Below are 16486 nucleotides of genomic sequence, written 5' to 3' on the forward strand. Positions count from 1 at the left end.
TTTATTCTTCTTTCCAAACATACGGATTCTGATGTACTTTCCACGCAGGGGATCCGCTGCTACTTACTGGCCCTCTCAACAACTCTCCTACCAACAGCTTCCCTTTTACATCAAATGTATGCTTTACGGAATACAGCAGTTTACCGTAGGTCTCAAAAGGCTGTGCTGCCGATTTGATGATCAGCGATTCCCCTGATCCGGATGGATCGTATTCACAATCGAACCGAACATGACGAACAATATGCTTTTGAAGCCATTGGGACCAACCGCGGAGATAAGGTACCGGATTGGGCACTTGCTCTGTGACCGTCATGTACAAGCCTACCGAACAGGTATATTCAAAGTTGCCTGCCTCATACCAAGCAAATACGCTACCAGCTGAATCTGTTCGTTTGTACTCTTCGTTTTTATCAATATGCTTATAAAGAGATTCAGCAATTCGGCGAATTCCGATACACGGATAAGAGGCAGCCTTTACTGCATTCGGACTGTAATCATAGACAGCCGCTGGTCTGCCGCTGAGAAACGGGTACCCGGCAACAATGCAGGTTAATGTGTCGTAGACAATCTCCAATTCATTCCGAATCATCCTCGGGTCACCCTCTTTAAAATACCGTCCCTCAGATCGTTGACAAAATGTTTATGAACCTCTTCTTTTAAAGCTGGACGCAGGTAAGGGCGCTCAGGAATTCCTCGTTCCTCATTTCCAAATTCATGCGTAGCGGCTTGGATAATGGGACTACCCACTTCAGATTGCAAGTGCCTGCGGTTGGTTTGCACCGTAATACTTGCACGTAACAATCCGTCATCGATTAAAGGAGCGTCAGAGTCTGTACCCGTAGCAGTATAAGCACCTTTCTTCTTGGCCCTTATGACGGCTTTCACATTTTTACGCAGCTTGCGTTGAACCGTCTTCTCCTTGAGCTTGGCCCATCCGTCTTGGTAGTGACCTAAGCGATTCTTCGCATTGGATACTACCCTAGTGGCCGTCTTATGGACACCGTCTGCCATGCCTTCATGCATTTGATCAGACATTTGATAAAGCTTCTTGGCGATATCAGCCAGACTATTCATTTCCATCAGCCCTTTCTCCTCTGCCTACATAGCAGATTACTTCCCCAAAAGCTCTGTAAGGAATCAGCTCAATCACCTGGTAAAGACGGGCATCCACCTTTATTATGGATGCCTCTTTGATAAGAGTATCTGGAGGTGCTACAATATCTACCGTCCCATCAGGCAAATCACCTGCCAATTCTAGCTGCAGTTTCAGAGTCAACCGTTTTAAGACAATGGTTTGGGACAATTCTGTAGTAATTGCCGCGATCACTTCACCTAACGCATTTTTAACGACATCCGCCTGCCCCATAAGGCGAACCTCAATTCCATGGTCGTTAAACACCTGGGCTATTTTTTTCTTAACTAAATCAATAGAAGCCATCGCATCACCCGAATGACATGTAGGGACCTGAGGTTTGATGCTGAACCCTTAACAAGTATTGTTTTTCAAATTCTGCTGCGGTTTTAAGGATTTCTCTGCTTACTTCCGATGTGTTCCTAGTGTCAATATCCAACACACCCTCCAACTTAAAAGAAATATACTCTTCAATTTTATTGGGATCTGATACGACAGCTCTCAGTGCATTAGCAGCAGCCATCCCCACCAAAGCAGGCACATCATAATGAGGGATAGTTTCAGCCATGTGCATTGCAGTATAAACGTATCTGATCGTTTCTTCCTGAATAGGAGCGTCCGAAAGAGTAAGGAACTTATTGTACCGGAAATACTCTTTTGGAAAGGATTCTAATTCAATGAGGTCGTCCGGTAATGTGTATTCGATCTGCTCTATATGCAATTCTAATTGACCTGGCTTTCCCCGCAGCGGCCTCCAGCGGCTATAATCATCAACAACGTTCTGGACCATCGGCTCAAGCTCATCCGGTTCCGCAGGAGTTTCTTCACTAGCAGGTTTAGGAAGGGCGAAAATTACCCCGCCCTTATCCCTAATCTGTGCTCGCACCAGTTGTATCAGCTTGTTCAAATCCGCCACGTCTCTTGGCCTCCTCTACGAAAACAGCGTACACTACCGCTTTTTCCTTACCACCAGTTGAAAAGTCAACGCCCCACTCCTCAAATTTCTCTTTTATTTGAGGAACCGTAATGTCTTCCAATTTGGGGATTTCAAAGATATTTTCGTTGATCGGATTACCTGTCGTGACAAATTCCACTTCTTCCTTCGCATCGTAAAAAGTTCCAGCAGCAATAAGCCGACCCTCAACGAAGATCGGCTTGCCCGTATTATTCAGTTTCATCACCATGAATGATTAGACCTCCTTAAGATCGATACAAGCGAATTGTACGCAATTGTTGTTTGATTGGTGTAATAGTAGCGTCGTCCATGAAAATGTACATTTCTTCGCCGCCGGTCAGCTCACTATTAGCATCGCGGGTTGGGAAAGGCCCCTTTGTCGTCATGCTGGTTCCGACACCGTATTTTGTGGCCAACCGCTGTCCCATCAGGATACGAGTATCTCCAGCCCCCCATGGTTCATTGTGCTCGTAAGCATCAATATTTTTAATTCGACCGACATAACCATTCGGCTGCAGCCCGGTACCGTTACGTTTAAATAATTCTGCAAATTGCTCGGCTTGAGAAACCTCATTCGAGATCGTTTCCGACATTAGCAGATAGTTTGGAGAATAGAACCTTGGTTCTGCGCCCATGAACGCTTTCTGAGTTCCAATAAGATGCACCAACTGATTATAATATTTGTCCGTTTCTACACCGTTGGGAACGGTTAAATCGAACAAAGCGATATTTGTTGCATAGCTGTAATCAACAGTGACTGCACCCGCACCAAGTGCCGTACCCAGGGTAATCTTACCGTTTTCGTAATCAATCACAGCACCACTTAGGCTGACCGGATTGCCAGCCAAGTACAACTTGATCGAGTTGATTGTCACGGCCTGTTTACCGCTCTGTGTCCAGTAATATGTCGTTCTCGGACGTACAACAGGTACATACGTGTTAGGTGAACCCGAGGTTCCTCCACGTAACAGGGTGATGACAGTGCGCCCCCCATCGATGTTCGGCGTTTCCCCTTTCTTTTCAACAGCTCCGTATTCATCGGAAGCAAATAGCATTTCATTATGAAGTCGCAAGGACAATTCTCGTTGCAAATCTTGGCTCAGATGATAGTTAAGCCTGCCGAGAATATCATAATTTAAGGGTCCAGATTGAAGTCGACGCATGGCTTCCAACGTTACTTCCGCAGCAAGCTTGCGCGCTTCTGCAGCAACATGCAGGAAGTCTAAAGATAGCTTCCCTTTAGCCATCGGTTGTTGTTCGCCGTTGTTCAAAGGACGGCTGTTAGAACGCTGATAGTTCTCCCTCGGGATCTCCATGAATTCTCCGCTGAAAGGAGTCACCTGAACGAATTGCAATGCAACAAGTGTCTGAAATGCTTGTTCAATGATTTGGCGATGGAAAGCCACTGCATTTAATACACTAGCCGTATTGGTAGAAGATGAAAAATCATCAGCAAATCGGGATAGGTTTTCTGCATTGGCTTTATCAAACTCACGCAATAGTCGATCCACAATAGGCTTGTTGATCTTTAACAGGTTTTCATCCTTCAAACCGGAAAAAGCAATATGAAAATCGTCAGATGCTTCTCGGAGCTTATCTGTAAATTCTCTCCAACCCTGCCCTTCCTGACCAAACTCCACCGCTCCATTTACACTCGCTTGACCATCTGTCAAGGGAGCATTCCGGTTGTAACCCATTGCCTTTAGCTTATCTTCAGCCACAAGCGATACCACAAAATCATACGCATCTGTGAACGTCTTTTCCGCAGCTTCCCTCGATGTTAAATCCACCTTAATACGGACCGTATCCTGCACATGAACGGGCAGCTTGCTCAATTTTGATTTCACATCTTCACTATCTAGATATGCTCGAGCTGCATCGGCAGCAGTTCGTTTATTCTGCTCATCTTTCATCACCTGAAGCTCTGCCTCCTGCGTTGTCGCTTTACGCTGCCCAACGATTGCATCACACATAGCTACTACTTCAACACTTATCCCTGCTTCGCCACGGATACGTAAAAGTTCAGCATCCGTCATTTTCATCAATTGCTCGAATGTATACACGTTGACATCATCTCCTTGGTTTGTTTGATTATCTGTAAATCCAATTCTTCGGCGGGCGGATTGCTCAGACGCATGAATCTCATCTAGTTGCATGATTTGGTAAAAGCGACGATAATAAGCCGAATCTACCGCGGAGCGATCCACAGCATCAAGTTCCATCTGCTCAACCTGAATACCGAGCCGTTTGATATCCACTACCGAATTCGACGCTTTGATTTTTTCGATCAAAGGGTCCACAGCATCAGAATAAGGTTGACTCTCTTCCTTTAGCAGCTCATTCATCTGGCTATCCGTTAGTGGTGTGATTGAACCTAAAGTATCCCTCACTGCTGGATCAAAGAGCGTATCAAATGCGAAAAGATCTATAAATGTGGCCACCGTAATTGTCTTCTGGCCAATTTTCCCGGGACGTCCGCGGCCGCCAGCCCGCATGGAGCAGCCAATCTTACCCTCAGCGTCGAGAATCGCCTGTAAGTCCTTCCCCTTAGCTGTGTCTAAAGTTTGGAAATCAAAAAAGACACCCCCCTGCTCATCTGGCAGATGAATGTCCAATATTTTGATGACCTGATTTTCGATCTTCGAGCGCCATGCAAGTTTTCCATCTGAGTCCGTATAAGACTCTGGATGGCCCGCCTCACCAAGCGCTCCTTTCCTAGCCTGTTTCCAACGCTTAATGGCATCTGTCATAATCAACCGCGGATACACACGATTATTACCATTAACCGCATCGACCTTAGTGCCAAGCATTCGATACGTTTTCTTACCTTGAACAAATCCAACGGACCCGCTATCCAGCATTTGAGCGCTGCCGATCGCTACATCGGAAAACTCAATTTCCAGCAGCTGCTGGTTGTCCAAGAATAGCATAACTGGTTCGTCTTGCACGAAATCACCCCTTTATTTTAGTATCGTTTTCCTATGAAATGCTTGCACTTCGGACAAGTACGCTCATCCCGGGTGACGAGAACAATAATATTTTCACCATCCGAAGAATAGGCGCAGCGGCATTCTGGATGCGCCGGTAGCGCTGGGGCACTAGTCACATCATACCCAGCCTCAGCATAAATACGTTTGCCTGACTCGTTGTAGGCCCACATACTTTCAGTCCTTGCTATCATGCGGGCTCGATTTTTATATGCCTCTGCATAAACCTCTCCTAACGCGGCGCGCACAGCATTAATTAATTCATGTTTATCACCGGATAGATAACCTTGCGATAAGGCTTTCCGCAACTGTTTTTCTGTTGTTTCGTCAATGTTCTTAACCCTTGTTACAGATCGCTTTGAAAGATCATCAAGGATATCTTCTCGGTGAATGCCAAAATTAAGCCCGACTCTTGCCGCAGCGAGCTTCCCACCGACTTCTCCAGAATGTATATAGACATACCCCAATTCACTAGAATACTCGTCCCAGTCATCCTGCTGAATAGATGCCACTTCAGACATAAACCACTCGATCATTTCCTCATTCAAAAATGACTTCTCAGCTTCACCTTCGGCATCCGTAACTGTCTCTTCAAAGTTCAACTCAATCTGGCTTACTGCTCGTTGAATCCTTTTAAATCGAAGCTTCCACGTCCTTTCTGTTTTGGATTCTATCAGCTCCAGGTCCTTTAGGTGCTCATCGTCCCCTTCATCACCCCAAGACTCCCCCGAGTCGGTAACGACCTTGTTCACTTCATCCGCTTTGTCACCACCTTTCACTGCCAACTGCTCTTGCTGTTCTTTTTTCTCTTCCTCAAGAGCTAAAAGCATAAGCTCCGGATCCTCAACGTTGAAAATATGAGCAATAGCTAGAACAGCGGTACGTTGATCAATTAAGTGTGCATCCCGAGCCGTTTTAGTACGATTGACCACTTCATCTGGATCCTCTGTCCTAAGCTGACTGAAAGCAACGTCATAACTAATACCAGCCGTTTCAACATCAATACCATGTAGCAATAGTTCAAAATTAATGATAGCTCTCAGACCAGAAAAAGGACCACCGTCACCGTATTCCAGCAGATGACGAATATCCTCAATGGTATCGTAATACTCTTCTTTCTGGTCATCTAACACATCTCGATTGATATCTTCTGCAAAACCGATTAATCCCTTTGGTACAAGAGTACCGGTGTTCTGCTTGTTGAACAAATACTCGACATCACCGATTTTGTCTAGATTGCTATCACCATCGAGGTTTTTCACATCACCGAGGCCATTCATATAATAATCTGTCGTTGCCATATACTTACCGTTTACGATCGCATCTTTATGCTCAGTCTTATACTTCTCGACCACCTTCGGGTCACCAGGGTTATCTTTGTTTCCGATCATATGTGCTCTCCTTAGCGGCGCCCTTGTCTTTCGTCGCACGACCATATCATCATCAGCTGATGCGTTTTGCTTTGAGAGCTTTCGGATGGAGATGTATTGACTATTACCGTATAATCCACCACGGTACTTCCAACGAATATGGTTAATGGCCCAAAGTGGAAAATGGCGGTAAGCATTCTCTGGAATTACTGTTGTAAAAAACAGGCCGTTAAGAGGATCTATTTCAGAATAAGCACGATTCAGATCAATAAACTGTCCGAATTGGTCCTCATTTCGCTTCATGATAGCTGGCGGTGTTCGGCGAATACATTCGATCTTGGGCTGCCCCCCATAATCCTTAACCACCACATTTAAGAATAAGTCGCCATCCGCCGGCAGACGCGATGCCCATGTTTTAGCGTGAGCATCGACCTGACAACGTTTCATGAAATCATCAATGATCTGCTGCGCCTTATTTGCCACTTGTTGTCCTCTTACAGCTTTTGAACCTGTCTTGACTGCTTTCGATTGCTGATGCTTACCACTACCGGTTACCGTTACGAAAATGCCCCCACGCACTGCTTTTCGGGCTACTCGGTCGTTGGTTTCGTCAATCAGCGGATCCGCAAGAAGCATAAGTTCAACATCTCGGAGAGTAGCCCGCCTATTGGTCTCAACCTGCAGGCTACGATAGATAAAGTCAGTCTCTCGAATATCCTCAGTGTTGTGTGTGAACGGTGTTGCATCCGGGCGTAACTCTTCTTCCTTTTGAATTGTTACTTCTGGGGACCCTCTGCGAAATATAGTTGTAACCCGATTCCATAGACCCATGAACGTAACTCCTTTCTCTAAAGTGCATTAGCAATATCCTCAATCGAAACACTTGACGTTGTAACCATTGGAATCACCAATTTCTCGGACCAAAATGCAAGGACAACTGCGTCCGCTCGGTCTGGCGAATCTAGTCCTCGCTTTTTCATATCTTCTTTGCGCTCGAGCGAAATCTTCCCACGGCTCGTCATGCGATATTTACGTTGTGACAGCTGGGTGATTAAGCGTTCATCATTAGGCAATTCCACATCGATGTGCTCTCCCTGCAGGTGTTTAGAGAAACATTCCTGAAGGATGGTTCGAACGGCTGCCCACGCTTCAGTTCCCTTATTGTCGTAATGCTCTTCCTCATCATTGGTAGCCTTAGAACCGTTATTAACCGGGACAACCCGCCAATTCGATAACTCACCTTCTTGGATGACTTCGTTTAAACGATCCGTCACTCCACCACCAACACCGCTATCATCGACTTTGATTTCGACCTGCTTAAGCCAAGGAAACCTCTGCAGCATATCCTTCGCTATCGAAATGACCCAGCCTGCCGTTACCATCGTATCCTGCTTGTTGTAACATTTAAGGGAAAACACCTTCATACCTATACGCGGAGCAATAACCGTTTCATCATCACCGAAGCGCGCAACGTCCACACCAAGATGTAATGTATCGCCCTTAGCTTCTATGTGACCCGAAGCAGCCAGTTCTACCAACTCAAGTGCAATAAACGCATCAGCCTCAGCTTTAGGAAACTCACCATAAACCCGGACCCTGACAACATCGCTCTCAGCACCATATTTGTCGATAAGCATTTGAATGTTGCCTCGACTCGTTCGCTTGCTATCCCTGCTATCTACCTTGTGGGTCTTAAAGCGTGCTCGGTCTCGGTTGTGGGAATCGTAGAAAACTCCAGCCGTCCGTGTAGGGTTTCCACACATCAACAATTTGTTCTCCGGTCCGGTTAACGTACCGAGAATCGTCTCTAAAATCGGATCGGCGACGCCTGAAGCTTCATCCACGATGAAAAGCATGTAATCTTCGTGGAAGCCAGCCATGTTTTCAGGGCGCGTTGCCGTCCTGGCGGTTGCAAACCAGCGCTGCTCATGCCCTATCATGTAAACCTTGGTCTTGGTCCATTTAAGAAGGTTTTTGACCATAGAGTTTTCGAGCCACTTGGCGACCTCGGCCCATAGCACATCATGCAGTTGCTGCTTGGTCGGTGCCGTGCAAACTACTTTCGGATTAGGCCTACAGCAAAGGAACCAGATTACTAGCGTAGACTCGAAACCGGTCTTTCCTACCCCTTGGCCAGATCGCACACTGGTCATAGGATGTAAAGCGACGTCCATCATGGCATCCTTCTGCCAGTCGTCAGGCTCAAAACCGAGCATATCCTCAGCGAATGCAACAGGGTCATCCCAATATAGCTCAAGCAGCTCAGCAAGGTCAGATACGGCGTTAAAAGGTTTACTCATTGCCGCTCACCTCCGCCCGCTTGGCCTTGCGACGCTCCGCGATCTCCTTTAGGGCGTCAGTCCAGCTCTGGGTTGCTCCGGTTCCACCTTGTAGTTTCTGTAGCTCAATTTTCATCATTTCGATCCGAACCTGTTTCTCTTCATCAACAGCTTCCATACGGTACTTCAGATCAATCCATTTGGCCTTCTTGTCCTGGATGCGAGTTAATGATTCCTCGTGAGCAAGAATATCATCGATAAGTCGCTTTTCTGTTTCTTCAAGCTCTGTTGTCACCATTTCCTGTCGTTCTCGAACAATGATTGATGTTTTCCCTGTCTTCTCGTCATGAATTTGTACAGGATCCTTAACTGTAACCCGCTGCTGTAGAACGCGCCTTCCCTTTTCGGTTAACCCATTCATTAACTTTTGTATCCGGAGCAGCATCCTTCGTTCTCGCATTGAAGCCAGCTTAATTCCTTCATCCACTTGAATGAACGGGTCGGTATCAATCTGTTCATACAAAAGACGCTCATCGTCTTCGAGAGCGTCTAGCCATATCGTTTCATATTCACCTGTTTTGAGGGCTTTCTTATTACGGAATGGCCCGCCATGTCCTCCCCGGTTACCCTTGGCATTTTGGTTTCCTTTAGGAGCCCCGCCGTTGTTGCCTAGAGCATTCTTATTACCTTTCGGCGCACCCGGACGTTTAGTAACGTTACCTTTCGTTTCATTAGTAACGTTACTATTCAGAACGGCTTCCCATTGGTCTTGTGACTTCCACTTTCTTATCTGTGTTTCCCCTAAATTAAGAGCAGCAGCAATGTCCTTAAGCTTCTTTTCGCCGCCGCTGTCCAGCCACATTTGTTTAGCTTTATCACGATCAGGGCTTCTCTCACGAGCCACTACATACCACCACCCCCATTTGTTATTCATTACCATATGTGCTATTATTAGCTTAATGTTGTTCGTTTTACTCGATTCCCGACGGCTTGGAAAAGCCGCCTATGGTTAGGGTCCTAGCAATCTTTAAACGTATCGGGGGGATGGGAATGAACATAATCAAATCCATTAAATTTAAAGGCTTTGACATAAGATTACCTTTCTTGTCACTTAAGTTTGAAACGACCGCTATTCAATCCGCTAGGACCTCGGGTAAAGCGAATAACTAACACCACTGAAAAGTGGTGTTTTTTTATATTTCTTCTTTCTGTAGCTCCAGATCAATCTCAATCAACTTCTTCAAATCATCTACCGTCTTGATTTCAATTCTCCCATCCTGAAAGTCCTTCACCCACCGAGCAATGCCGGCTTGTACGATTTTCCGGTATTTGGACTTTGACTCAAGGATGCCTTGAATAACTTCTATTTCATGTTGTAAAAGCAGATCATCATTTTTACTGTTCGTATTTTCATTAGACAATTGCGAACACCCCGCAGTTCCGTTACAATGGATATGAGATCGTGCGTTCGATTCCGTGGCCACGGCTATCACGATCTCACCGGGGGGTGTCCCGGTGGCTAAGGGGGCGTTGATGCGCCCTCTTTTTCTTTACGCTGCCGATTCAGCCCGAAACAAAAGAACCGGCTCTACGCCCGTTGCTTCGAGGTACCTCTTTTGGATTACATCACAGAAGATCGGATCGAGCTCCATGGTCCGACAATCACGCTCTGTTTGTTCACAGGTCATAAGCGTTGAACCGCTGCCTCCGAATAGGTCGAGTACAATATCACCGCGCTGACTACTGTTTCTAATTGGAATAGCAAGAAGTTCAAGCGGCTTCTGTGTGGGATGAACATACTTGGTCACATCACCACGAGATACTTCCCAGATAGTCTCAGGTTCTGAGTTCTCAACTGGCAGCCCCGCCTTCCAAACCGTCGTTTGTTTTCGATCACCATACCACGCAGGCGACTTTCCTTTTAAATGCGCATAGAAGATAGGCTCATGCTTGTACTTATACTGAGCAAAACCGAAGGAGAATGCGTTCTTTACCCAGATACACTGAGTACGCACCACGATGCCGGCTTCGTTCATTGCATCTTCAAATTCGCGTTGATAAGAAGAAGGGTGAAAAATATAAATAGCAGCTGTCAGGTTCATTACTGCAGCATAGCTCCCAAAGACTGCATTCAAAAACCCCTTGAACTGCTCTGCTGGCATATCATCATTCATGATAGTGTCCCGGCCGTCAGCGGCCAACCTTATTGAATCGCTTTTAAATGCTACGTTATATGGTGGGTCCGTCACAACCAGCGCAGCCTTGTCTCCTGCCATGAGCTTCTGCACATCCTCTAGCTTGGTTGCATCACCACAGACTAATAGATGCCTGCCGAGCTGCCATACATCGCCGTATCGGGTCTCTGGCTCCTTTATCTCATCCAACGCGCCTTGAATGTCAAAGTCATCTTCTATGACAGGCGGATCAATATCCGTATTGGCCGGCAGGCCCTGGAGAAGGTTGTCGAGCTCGGCAGCCTGATAACCGGTTTGAAGCGCAATCTCCTCGAGAGAAAAGTGAGTCGAGAGCTCCTCCAATAAAGATGCAAGCAGCTCTTCATTGGTGTAGCCCCGAAGATGCCCCAGGCTTACGGTTAGTAGCTTTGCCTCTTCTTGGCTCGATTCCACGATGACACAAACGATTTCGTTTAGGCCTGCTTCGCCGGCAGCCCGCCAGCGCTTCTCACCTTTGATGATGGTCATATCAGACCGGACTAGAATCGGCTGCAGCACCCCATGTTTACGGATACTCTCCACCAACGATTTATATATGTAATCATCCATTTCATTGGGGTTCCAACCGTTGGGCTGAAGCTGACTGAGTCGTAGTGTTTCTATTCTCAATATTACACCTCCATAATGTTAAGTTGGTTTTGGGCAAAAGAAAAAGCACCGGTTAGGGTGCTTATCTTTTCTTTGTTTGAGGAACGCCGATTAAATAATTTTGAACAGTCCATTTATGAGTTGGGTTTTTCTCTCTGCCTGGCTTAATACATTGGTGCTGAAACACTTTATCAACGGAATGACCATTACTTATTAAATAACGACCAATAGCTTGTCTTGCTTCCTTTAATCCTCCGATATTAATCAACCCATTGATTTCATAAATTAGCTTGCAATTCCCATTATTGCATTCATATACCTTATAATCACCGGTCTCTTTCGAACCTTCTGTTTTGAAGTGATAGTTTAACATGATATATTCCTCCTGTGATTCAAAGAATATATTCATTATACTGCTAATAAAGAGTCCTTTTAGAAAGGTTTCAATAAATTTTATAAATTATTTGTTTGTACACAAATTTGTTTAGAGCAAAATTGTTTCAATCCGTCCCACTTCCCCCAAACACAACCTTTACACTGCTCCGGTTGCTTCGGTGGTTCCTTATCAACTAACCTCTTTAATCTCACTCCAGTTCCCTCCCCTGCCACTAATATGGATGAATGACCCAGCACAGCAAAAAGGACGCCTCTGGCGCCCCTCGCTGAACGTATCCAACTGTTTCTTTCAAATTCCACAATATCAATATATCACCTCCTACACCAAACGCTCACCGAATAACATTCGTTTTTTATTCTCTTTCTCTTCGCCTTTTTCAATTCGCAATTACTTCTTTAGGCGCCACGTAAACCTCCAAACACAAAGCAAAAGCCAGCTTGTATATCGCTCTCGATTTCAGTTCGTAATACTTGGTTGACCCTATGTGGATCTCGTTATATACGTTATAATCAAAAACCTCGTCATCCTCCATATACCGCATTTCAATGATTTTACGCTCCGTCCGTCCAAGCCTAGCTACAGCCCGGTCCACTTGCTCTTGTTGTTCTTTCATCCGGTTCTCGGTATCAACGTTATATACAGCAGCATTTTCAGCAGCCCTTGATATGATATTTGTAGAACCGCCCTCTCTCAACTCGTACGAGGCTGTCATCTTAGTTTCGCGGCGTACAAACCCCAATTGCTTATAGATGCGGGCAGACTCTAAGCGCTCCTCTACAGCCTGCCGCGTTGCTTCTCTATCTATTTCCCATGGAAAAGTTAATTGTCCCATTCCCCAACACCATCCCCTATGATATAGTGGTGATTGGAACACATATTCCCCAGCGCCTCCGACCAAGGTACACGCTGGGGAATTTCTTTATTTATTTACTATCGAAGATTGTTCTTCTACTTCTATTTCTTCATTAGTTTCGACCACATATCCATCTGGTGTTTGTTCGCTAATTGCAACGATCACTCCATTTGCATCTCTTTTAATAAATAATAATTCCTGTTTCCATTGCATAAGTTCATTCCTCCATGTATTTCAGAATCTGATTTTGAAACATTCATTTAACCTAAAGCGTAAATAATAGTAAGGAGTTGATGATTATGATAATTTTCTATTTTCTTTTCGTCTTAATGGCGATACTCAATATTTTCTTTCCTAAATTCGGATGGTATATGAGGTATGGATGGATGGTTAAAGGTGAGTCTGAGCCAAGTGACGCTTATGTTCTTATGAGCCGGATTAGTAGCATTATTATTTTAATCGTCTTTCTGTTTGTCATCTCCCCATTCTTTTTTAACTGAACCTTATTTCAAGGTATTACATCGCCTCAATATTCAAATTGTGTTTTTGATTCATTTTGAACCCTCCCTTGTATTTCCGTATTCAAAGCTGTCCGTAAGGCACGGAACCATTAAAATCACTTGCAACTTCCCATTGTCTAAACCACATCGGGGCAATTTTAGTAAAAACCGCATTGTGTTCCTCTGAATTATTTACTGTCCACGAAATCGTGTATGATGTGTAATCGTTCAATCGATCTTTTTTCCAAAATCCTCTGAACTCGTATGTTTCTTTACTGCGCTGCCCGACCTTCCAATTTTCGATCTTGTTGTCCAATAGCAATACACTTGCGTGAATTACATGGGGATAGGTATCAACCCAATGCTTTAGTGGAGGGCGACGTGGTGGAGGATATAAGAGGTTGTTTAGCTCCTCCATTCGCCATTGAATATCTTTTTCATCCCATGACTCGTTCCAATCATAAAACCAGTAGAATAGGAGCTTCGTATACCCCTGTTGCCCGATCCGGTATTTTATTCCCGCAATCTCCCAAAACTTCATGCGGCACCTCCCAAGTTCCTCAATATTCAGCGAATGTTCATCATTCGATACGAAAGATTTTCTCCTTACAGTTAAGACAAAAAGCATATTTGCTAATGTAGGTATGCTCTAGATGGTCGTACATATCCCCGTTGTCGGCTTCGCTACCATCAAAATTTTGCCTAAAAATAATTTTTCCTTTTACAGATTGCTTGACATAATATCCTTCATTTGATTGGCATTTCGGGCAACATTTCAGGTTCGATACCAATGTGCATTTTCACCTCAAGTCATTCAATATTCATGAATTTCCGTAAAAATAAAAATGCCGCTGCTGTCCATTGAACAGTGCGGCATTTTTTTATTTTTGATTTACGAAAATCGGTTTAAAGGTGACGATTGTTCCAAGTGGGTAACTGGAACCTTGTTCGTGTTCAAAAACAGCGGACGACTCAAAAATGCTTTCACCCGGGTAAATCTCCCGAGAAATCTCATTCCCTTCCGCATCCGTCACTGTTACTTCGAAGTATCTGATCACTCTTTTCATTTGACACCCCACCTAGTTCATTATGGAAAAATAATACATCATTATGCCGCACTATTCAATTTTCAATGATCAAGTCTTTCTTTATTCAGCGAATGTTCATCAAAAAAGCGCCATCTGTAATTGAGTGCCAGCAGCTGCTAATGCTTCAGGCATTCGTTCGGGCTTTAACTGTAGGGCGAGTAATCCGCCCTTTGTCTCGCCGGCGTATTCAAAACCTGCCATCATCCAAGTCCTGCCCCATGTTTCTTTGCCGCGAACCATTATTGGTTTAACTTTTTTGCGGTCGATAAAAGTAATGAGTCCCATTTCGGGCGGTTCCCCGAAATATGCTCTGGTAGCAGCCACGGCTTGCGTAATCATTTCCGACGCTACGCCAGCTCCTTCATTCCGAAAGGCTGAGCAAACCCAAGCGCCTGCCCATTCGTGCTTGACGTATTCCGCGAACGGATATGATGTGACCCATAGAGCTCGGCCCGCATCGTTTTCTGTGTACAAGACGAGGCAGCGGCCGGGCGGGACAAACTGCGGCGAACCTATCTTTTGGCGGTTATAGTGCCTGTCTGCAATAAGCCTGGCTTTAGTGTCGGCTCTGTGCGATAGTTCCCAAATCATCCTGTCTCCCTCCTCATAATTGGAAGGAGCAGCTTATGCCGCCCCGTCTTTCCCCTTCATTGCTTCTTTCACTTTCTTTTTGTATTTATTCCAAGCCGTTTGCAGTGTCGTTGATGGAATTTTCAAGCTCTGTGCAATTTCCATCCAAGTCTCCCCAGCCTTTTTACGTTTCAGGAGTCCTGGGAAGTCAAATTGGATATCTTCAAAGGATGGGCTATTCTTCAAGATAAATCCCTCAACATCTTCCGGATTACTTTCAGCTTGTCCAGAACCCGAATTATCCTTGGATTGATCTGAATCTCCACTGCCGTCCGTTTGTCGTACAACATCGTCTGGATTCTGGTTGGATCCTTCCGGATTACTACCGTCTTCTTGTTTGGATCCGTCCTGTTCATTACCCTCTTTAGCAACAGCTTGCTCATCTGTAGTATCAGCACGTCCGTTTTCTTGGCCTTCCTTCCACTCATGCCACTTCATAGCAAGAGGTGCCACGCGCTTACGGTATTCGTCCATGATGACTGAAAACTCTCCTAGGGAGATATTTAATTCATAAGCGATTTTTGCATAAGTAACACCATCGCTAACACGAGAAAGAATATGTGGGAAGTCATATGTCATATCCTCATAAATCGGGGCTAGTCCACTCCGGATAAACTCATCGATCTTAATGAGATCAGTTTCAACATTCTCCTCTTTGACTGGAATTTGCTCTTTTGGCAGACCCAATTCTGCTTCGAGTTGCTCCCCTTCAGGCCTCGCTACCTCTGAAACAATGCCTGTTTCATCGACTTTGTACTCTCGGATCGGCTTGTTCGTTTTCGCATTGATCTCCACTTTGTACGAGACAATTGTGCTTTCCAAGGAAAAGCGCACGTTCTTTTCAATCATCTTACGAAGGTGAAAATAATCCTCTTTATTATCCAGATCTTCCGAAATCTCAATCTGCAGAAGCAACTTTCCGCCTTTCTTCATATTGGCATTGACCAAAACTCCCTCTGCTTCAATGTAACTCACGCCTATCATCCTCTCAGTTTTTTTATTACATCCCTTTGAAATGGTTTTAACTTTAGTGACTCATGCATTCCTCGAGCAATTTGAGCGAGTATGAAAGCATCCCGGACGTTATCACTGCTGTTCTTAAAACCCCAAAGTTCAAAAATCGGGATGATCAGCTCCGGTTTGCCGACATTTCCTTTGCACCCTGCATAATTCTTCAGCTGACCTGTTGAAACTTCGGTGTAATTGATCCCGCGGTGCCACAAGCCCAGCCTAACGCCCCAACCTATTCCACCTAGCATTGCCATACGATTGGCCTGCGCATAAGCAAAATCTTCAATGCAGATCACGTCATCATCGTTGATGCGGCCAATCACTTTGTCAATGAGGTTCGCCATTCGTGTCGGATCCTTACCTGGAACTTCAATTTCTTCGGCTGCCCAAATCTCACCTTCTTCATCAATCCGAACAAATCCGGTTTTCGTAGAAGTGTCTAATCCTACATAATTTGGCATC

General features: G+C 45.1%; 20 protein-coding genes. 1 reads left to right on the forward strand and 19 read right to left on the reverse strand.

The genetic code is table 11. The annotated features are described in order from the left end of the window. Nucleotide 1: 1 nt before the first annotated feature. The 14 genes from ACFQ0C_RS36670 to ACFQ0C_RS36735 form a co-directional block, all read right to left on the reverse strand. A complete protein-coding gene (locus tag ACFQ0C_RS36670) occupies nt 2-589 on the reverse strand; it encodes a hypothetical protein (RefSeq protein ID WP_379374553.1) in 588 nt (195 codons plus the stop codon). Next, a complete protein-coding gene (locus ACFQ0C_RS36675) occupies nt 586-1080 on the reverse strand; it encodes a phage virion morphogenesis protein (protein WP_379374555.1) in 495 nt (164 codons plus the stop codon). Before ACFQ0C_RS36675 ends, ACFQ0C_RS36670 begins: the two co-directional genes overlap by 4 nt. Next, nucleotides 1067-1438 (reverse strand): hypothetical protein, encoded by a 372-nt coding sequence (locus ACFQ0C_RS36680; RefSeq protein WP_379374557.1) that lies wholly within the window; start codon nt 1436-1438, stop codon nt 1067-1069. The genes ACFQ0C_RS36675 and ACFQ0C_RS36680 overlap by 14 nt, the downstream gene beginning before the upstream one ends. Before the next feature lie 4 nt (nt 1439-1442). Further along, a complete protein-coding gene (locus ACFQ0C_RS36685; RefSeq protein WP_379374559.1) occupies nt 1443-2048 on the reverse strand; it encodes a hypothetical protein in 606 nt (201 codons plus the stop codon). After that, the gene (locus tag ACFQ0C_RS36690) at nt 2002-2316 is read right to left on the reverse strand and encodes a hypothetical protein (RefSeq protein ID WP_379374561.1); all 315 of its coding nucleotides are present in this window, start codon (nt 2314-2316) and stop codon (nt 2002-2004) included. Before ACFQ0C_RS36690 ends, ACFQ0C_RS36685 begins: the two co-directional genes overlap by 47 nt. Nucleotides 2317-2332: 16 nt before the next feature. Further along, a complete protein-coding gene (locus ACFQ0C_RS36695; RefSeq protein WP_379374563.1) occupies nt 2333-5035 on the reverse strand; it encodes a hypothetical protein in 2703 nt (900 codons plus the stop codon). 17 nt (nt 5036-5052) lie between these two features. Then, nucleotides 5053-7275, reverse strand: coding sequence for a hypothetical protein (locus tag ACFQ0C_RS36700; protein ID WP_379374565.1), 2223 nt, complete (start codon nt 7273-7275; stop codon nt 5053-5055). Nucleotides 7276-7292: 17 nt separating this feature from the next. Next, nucleotides 7293-8744, reverse strand: a complete 1452-nt coding sequence (locus ACFQ0C_RS36705; protein ID WP_379374567.1) for a DEAD/DEAH box helicase family protein — start codon at nt 8742-8744, stop codon at nt 7293-7295. Further along, nucleotides 8737-9627 carry a phage terminase small subunit-related protein gene (locus ACFQ0C_RS36710; RefSeq protein WP_379374569.1) on the reverse strand — a complete coding sequence of 297 codons (891 nt, stop codon included), beginning with the start codon at nt 9625-9627 and terminating at the stop codon, nt 8737-8739. The genes ACFQ0C_RS36705 and ACFQ0C_RS36710 overlap by 8 nt, the downstream gene beginning before the upstream one ends. Nucleotides 9628-9916: 289 nt before the next feature. Next, entirely contained in the window at nt 9917-10144 is a 228-nt protein-coding gene (locus tag ACFQ0C_RS36715; protein ID WP_379374571.1) for a hypothetical protein, read from the reverse strand. A gap of 129 nt (nt 10145-10273) precedes the next feature. Further along, on the reverse strand, nt 10274-11566 hold the full coding sequence (locus ACFQ0C_RS36720) for a DNA methyltransferase (protein ID WP_379374573.1): 1293 nt from the start codon (nt 11564-11566) through the stop codon (nt 10274-10276). Between the two features lie 61 nt (nt 11567-11627). Next, complete coding sequence (locus ACFQ0C_RS36725) at nt 11628-11918, reverse strand: hypothetical protein (protein WP_379374575.1); 291 nt, start codon at nt 11916-11918, stop codon at nt 11628-11630. A 400-nt stretch (nt 11919-12318) separates the two neighbouring features. Beyond that, nucleotides 12319-12774 carry an ArpU family phage packaging/lysis transcriptional regulator gene (locus ACFQ0C_RS36730; protein WP_379374577.1) on the reverse strand — a complete coding sequence of 152 codons (456 nt, stop codon included), beginning with the start codon at nt 12772-12774 and terminating at the stop codon, nt 12319-12321. Between the two features lie 87 nt (nt 12775-12861). Next, nucleotides 12862-13008: a hypothetical protein gene (locus ACFQ0C_RS36735; protein ID WP_379374579.1), complete on the reverse strand. Its 147-nt coding sequence runs from the start codon at nt 13006-13008 to the stop codon at nt 12862-12864. Nucleotides 13009-13094: 86 nt separating this feature from the next. Between ACFQ0C_RS36735 and ACFQ0C_RS36740 the strand changes: the two genes are divergently transcribed. After that, nucleotides 13095-13295, forward strand: a complete 201-nt coding sequence (locus ACFQ0C_RS36740) for a DUF6199 family natural product biosynthesis protein (RefSeq protein ID WP_379374581.1) — start codon at nt 13095-13097, stop codon at nt 13293-13295. Between the two features lie 82 nt (nt 13296-13377). Here the strand turns inward: ACFQ0C_RS36740 and ACFQ0C_RS36745 are convergent, their stop codons facing one another. The 5 genes from ACFQ0C_RS36745 to ACFQ0C_RS36765 form a co-directional block, all read right to left on the reverse strand. Further along, on the reverse strand, nt 13378-13836 hold the full coding sequence (locus ACFQ0C_RS36745; protein WP_379374583.1) for a hypothetical protein: 459 nt from the start codon (nt 13834-13836) through the stop codon (nt 13378-13380). A 340-nt stretch (nt 13837-14176) separates the two neighbouring features. Next, a complete protein-coding gene (locus tag ACFQ0C_RS36750) occupies nt 14177-14362 on the reverse strand; it encodes a hypothetical protein (protein WP_379374585.1) in 186 nt (61 codons plus the stop codon). A 99-nt stretch (nt 14363-14461) separates the two neighbouring features. Further along, nucleotides 14462-14974 carry a hypothetical protein gene (locus tag ACFQ0C_RS36755; protein WP_379374587.1) on the reverse strand — a complete coding sequence of 171 codons (513 nt, stop codon included), beginning with the start codon at nt 14972-14974 and terminating at the stop codon, nt 14462-14464. 33 nt (nt 14975-15007) lie between these two features. Continuing rightward, nucleotides 15008-15988 carry a hypothetical protein gene (locus ACFQ0C_RS36760; protein ID WP_379374589.1) on the reverse strand — a complete coding sequence of 327 codons (981 nt, stop codon included), beginning with the start codon at nt 15986-15988 and terminating at the stop codon, nt 15008-15010. A 5-nt stretch (nt 15989-15993) separates the two neighbouring features. Further along, nucleotides 15994-16485, reverse strand: a complete 492-nt coding sequence (locus ACFQ0C_RS36765) for a hypothetical protein (protein ID WP_379374591.1) — start codon at nt 16483-16485, stop codon at nt 15994-15996. Between the last annotated feature and the right edge of the window lies 1 nt (nt 16486).

Origin of the sequence: Paenibacillus sp. GCM10027630, assembly GCF_042676305.1 — a bacterium.
GTDB lineage: Bacteria > Bacillota > Bacilli > Paenibacillales > NBRC-103111 > Paenibacillus_S.

Excerpts from the sequence above, each read along its gene's own strand:
- ACFQ0C_RS36675 (WP_379374555.1), bottom strand. The coding sequence starts at position 1,080 with ATGGAAATGAATAGTCTGGCTGATATCGCCAAGAAGCTTTATCAAATG.
- ACFQ0C_RS36740 (WP_379374581.1), top strand. The coding sequence starts at position 13,095 with ATGATAATTTTCTATTTTCTTTTCGTCTTAATGGCGATACTCAATATT.
- ACFQ0C_RS36750 (WP_379374585.1), bottom strand. The coding sequence starts at position 14,362 with ATGAAAAGAGTGATCAGATACTTCGAAGTAACAGTGACGGATGCGGAA.
- ACFQ0C_RS36745 (WP_379374583.1), bottom strand. The coding sequence starts at position 13,836 with ATGAAGTTTTGGGAGATTGCGGGAATAAAATACCGGATCGGGCAACAG.
- ACFQ0C_RS36705 (WP_379374567.1), bottom strand. The coding sequence starts at position 8,744 with ATGAGTAAACCTTTTAACGCCGTATCTGACCTTGCTGAGCTGCTTGAG.
- ACFQ0C_RS36755 (WP_379374587.1), bottom strand. The coding sequence starts at position 14,974 with ATGATTTGGGAACTATCGCACAGAGCCGACACTAAAGCCAGGCTTATT.
- ACFQ0C_RS36680 (WP_379374557.1), bottom strand. The coding sequence starts at position 1,438 with ATGGCTTCTATTGATTTAGTTAAGAAAAAAATAGCCCAGGTGTTTAAC.
- ACFQ0C_RS36725 (WP_379374575.1), bottom strand. The coding sequence starts at position 11,918 with ATGTTAAACTATCACTTCAAAACAGAAGGTTCGAAAGAGACCGGTGAT.
- ACFQ0C_RS36730 (WP_379374577.1), bottom strand. The coding sequence starts at position 12,774 with ATGGGACAATTAACTTTTCCATGGGAAATAGATAGAGAAGCAACGCGG.
- ACFQ0C_RS36690 (WP_379374561.1), bottom strand. The coding sequence starts at position 2,316 with ATGGTGATGAAACTGAATAATACGGGCAAGCCGATCTTCGTTGAGGGT.
- ACFQ0C_RS36765 (WP_379374591.1), bottom strand. The coding sequence starts at position 16,485 with ATGCCAAATTATGTAGGATTAGACACTTCTACGAAAACCGGATTTGTT.
- ACFQ0C_RS36700 (WP_379374565.1), bottom strand. The coding sequence starts at position 7,275 with ATGGGTCTATGGAATCGGGTTACAACTATATTTCGCAGAGGGTCCCCA.
- ACFQ0C_RS36670 (WP_379374553.1), bottom strand. The coding sequence starts at position 589 with ATGATTCGGAATGAATTGGAGATTGTCTACGACACATTAACCTGCATT.
- ACFQ0C_RS36735 (WP_379374579.1), bottom strand. The coding sequence starts at position 13,008 with ATGCAATGGAAACAGGAATTATTATTTATTAAAAGAGATGCAAATGGA.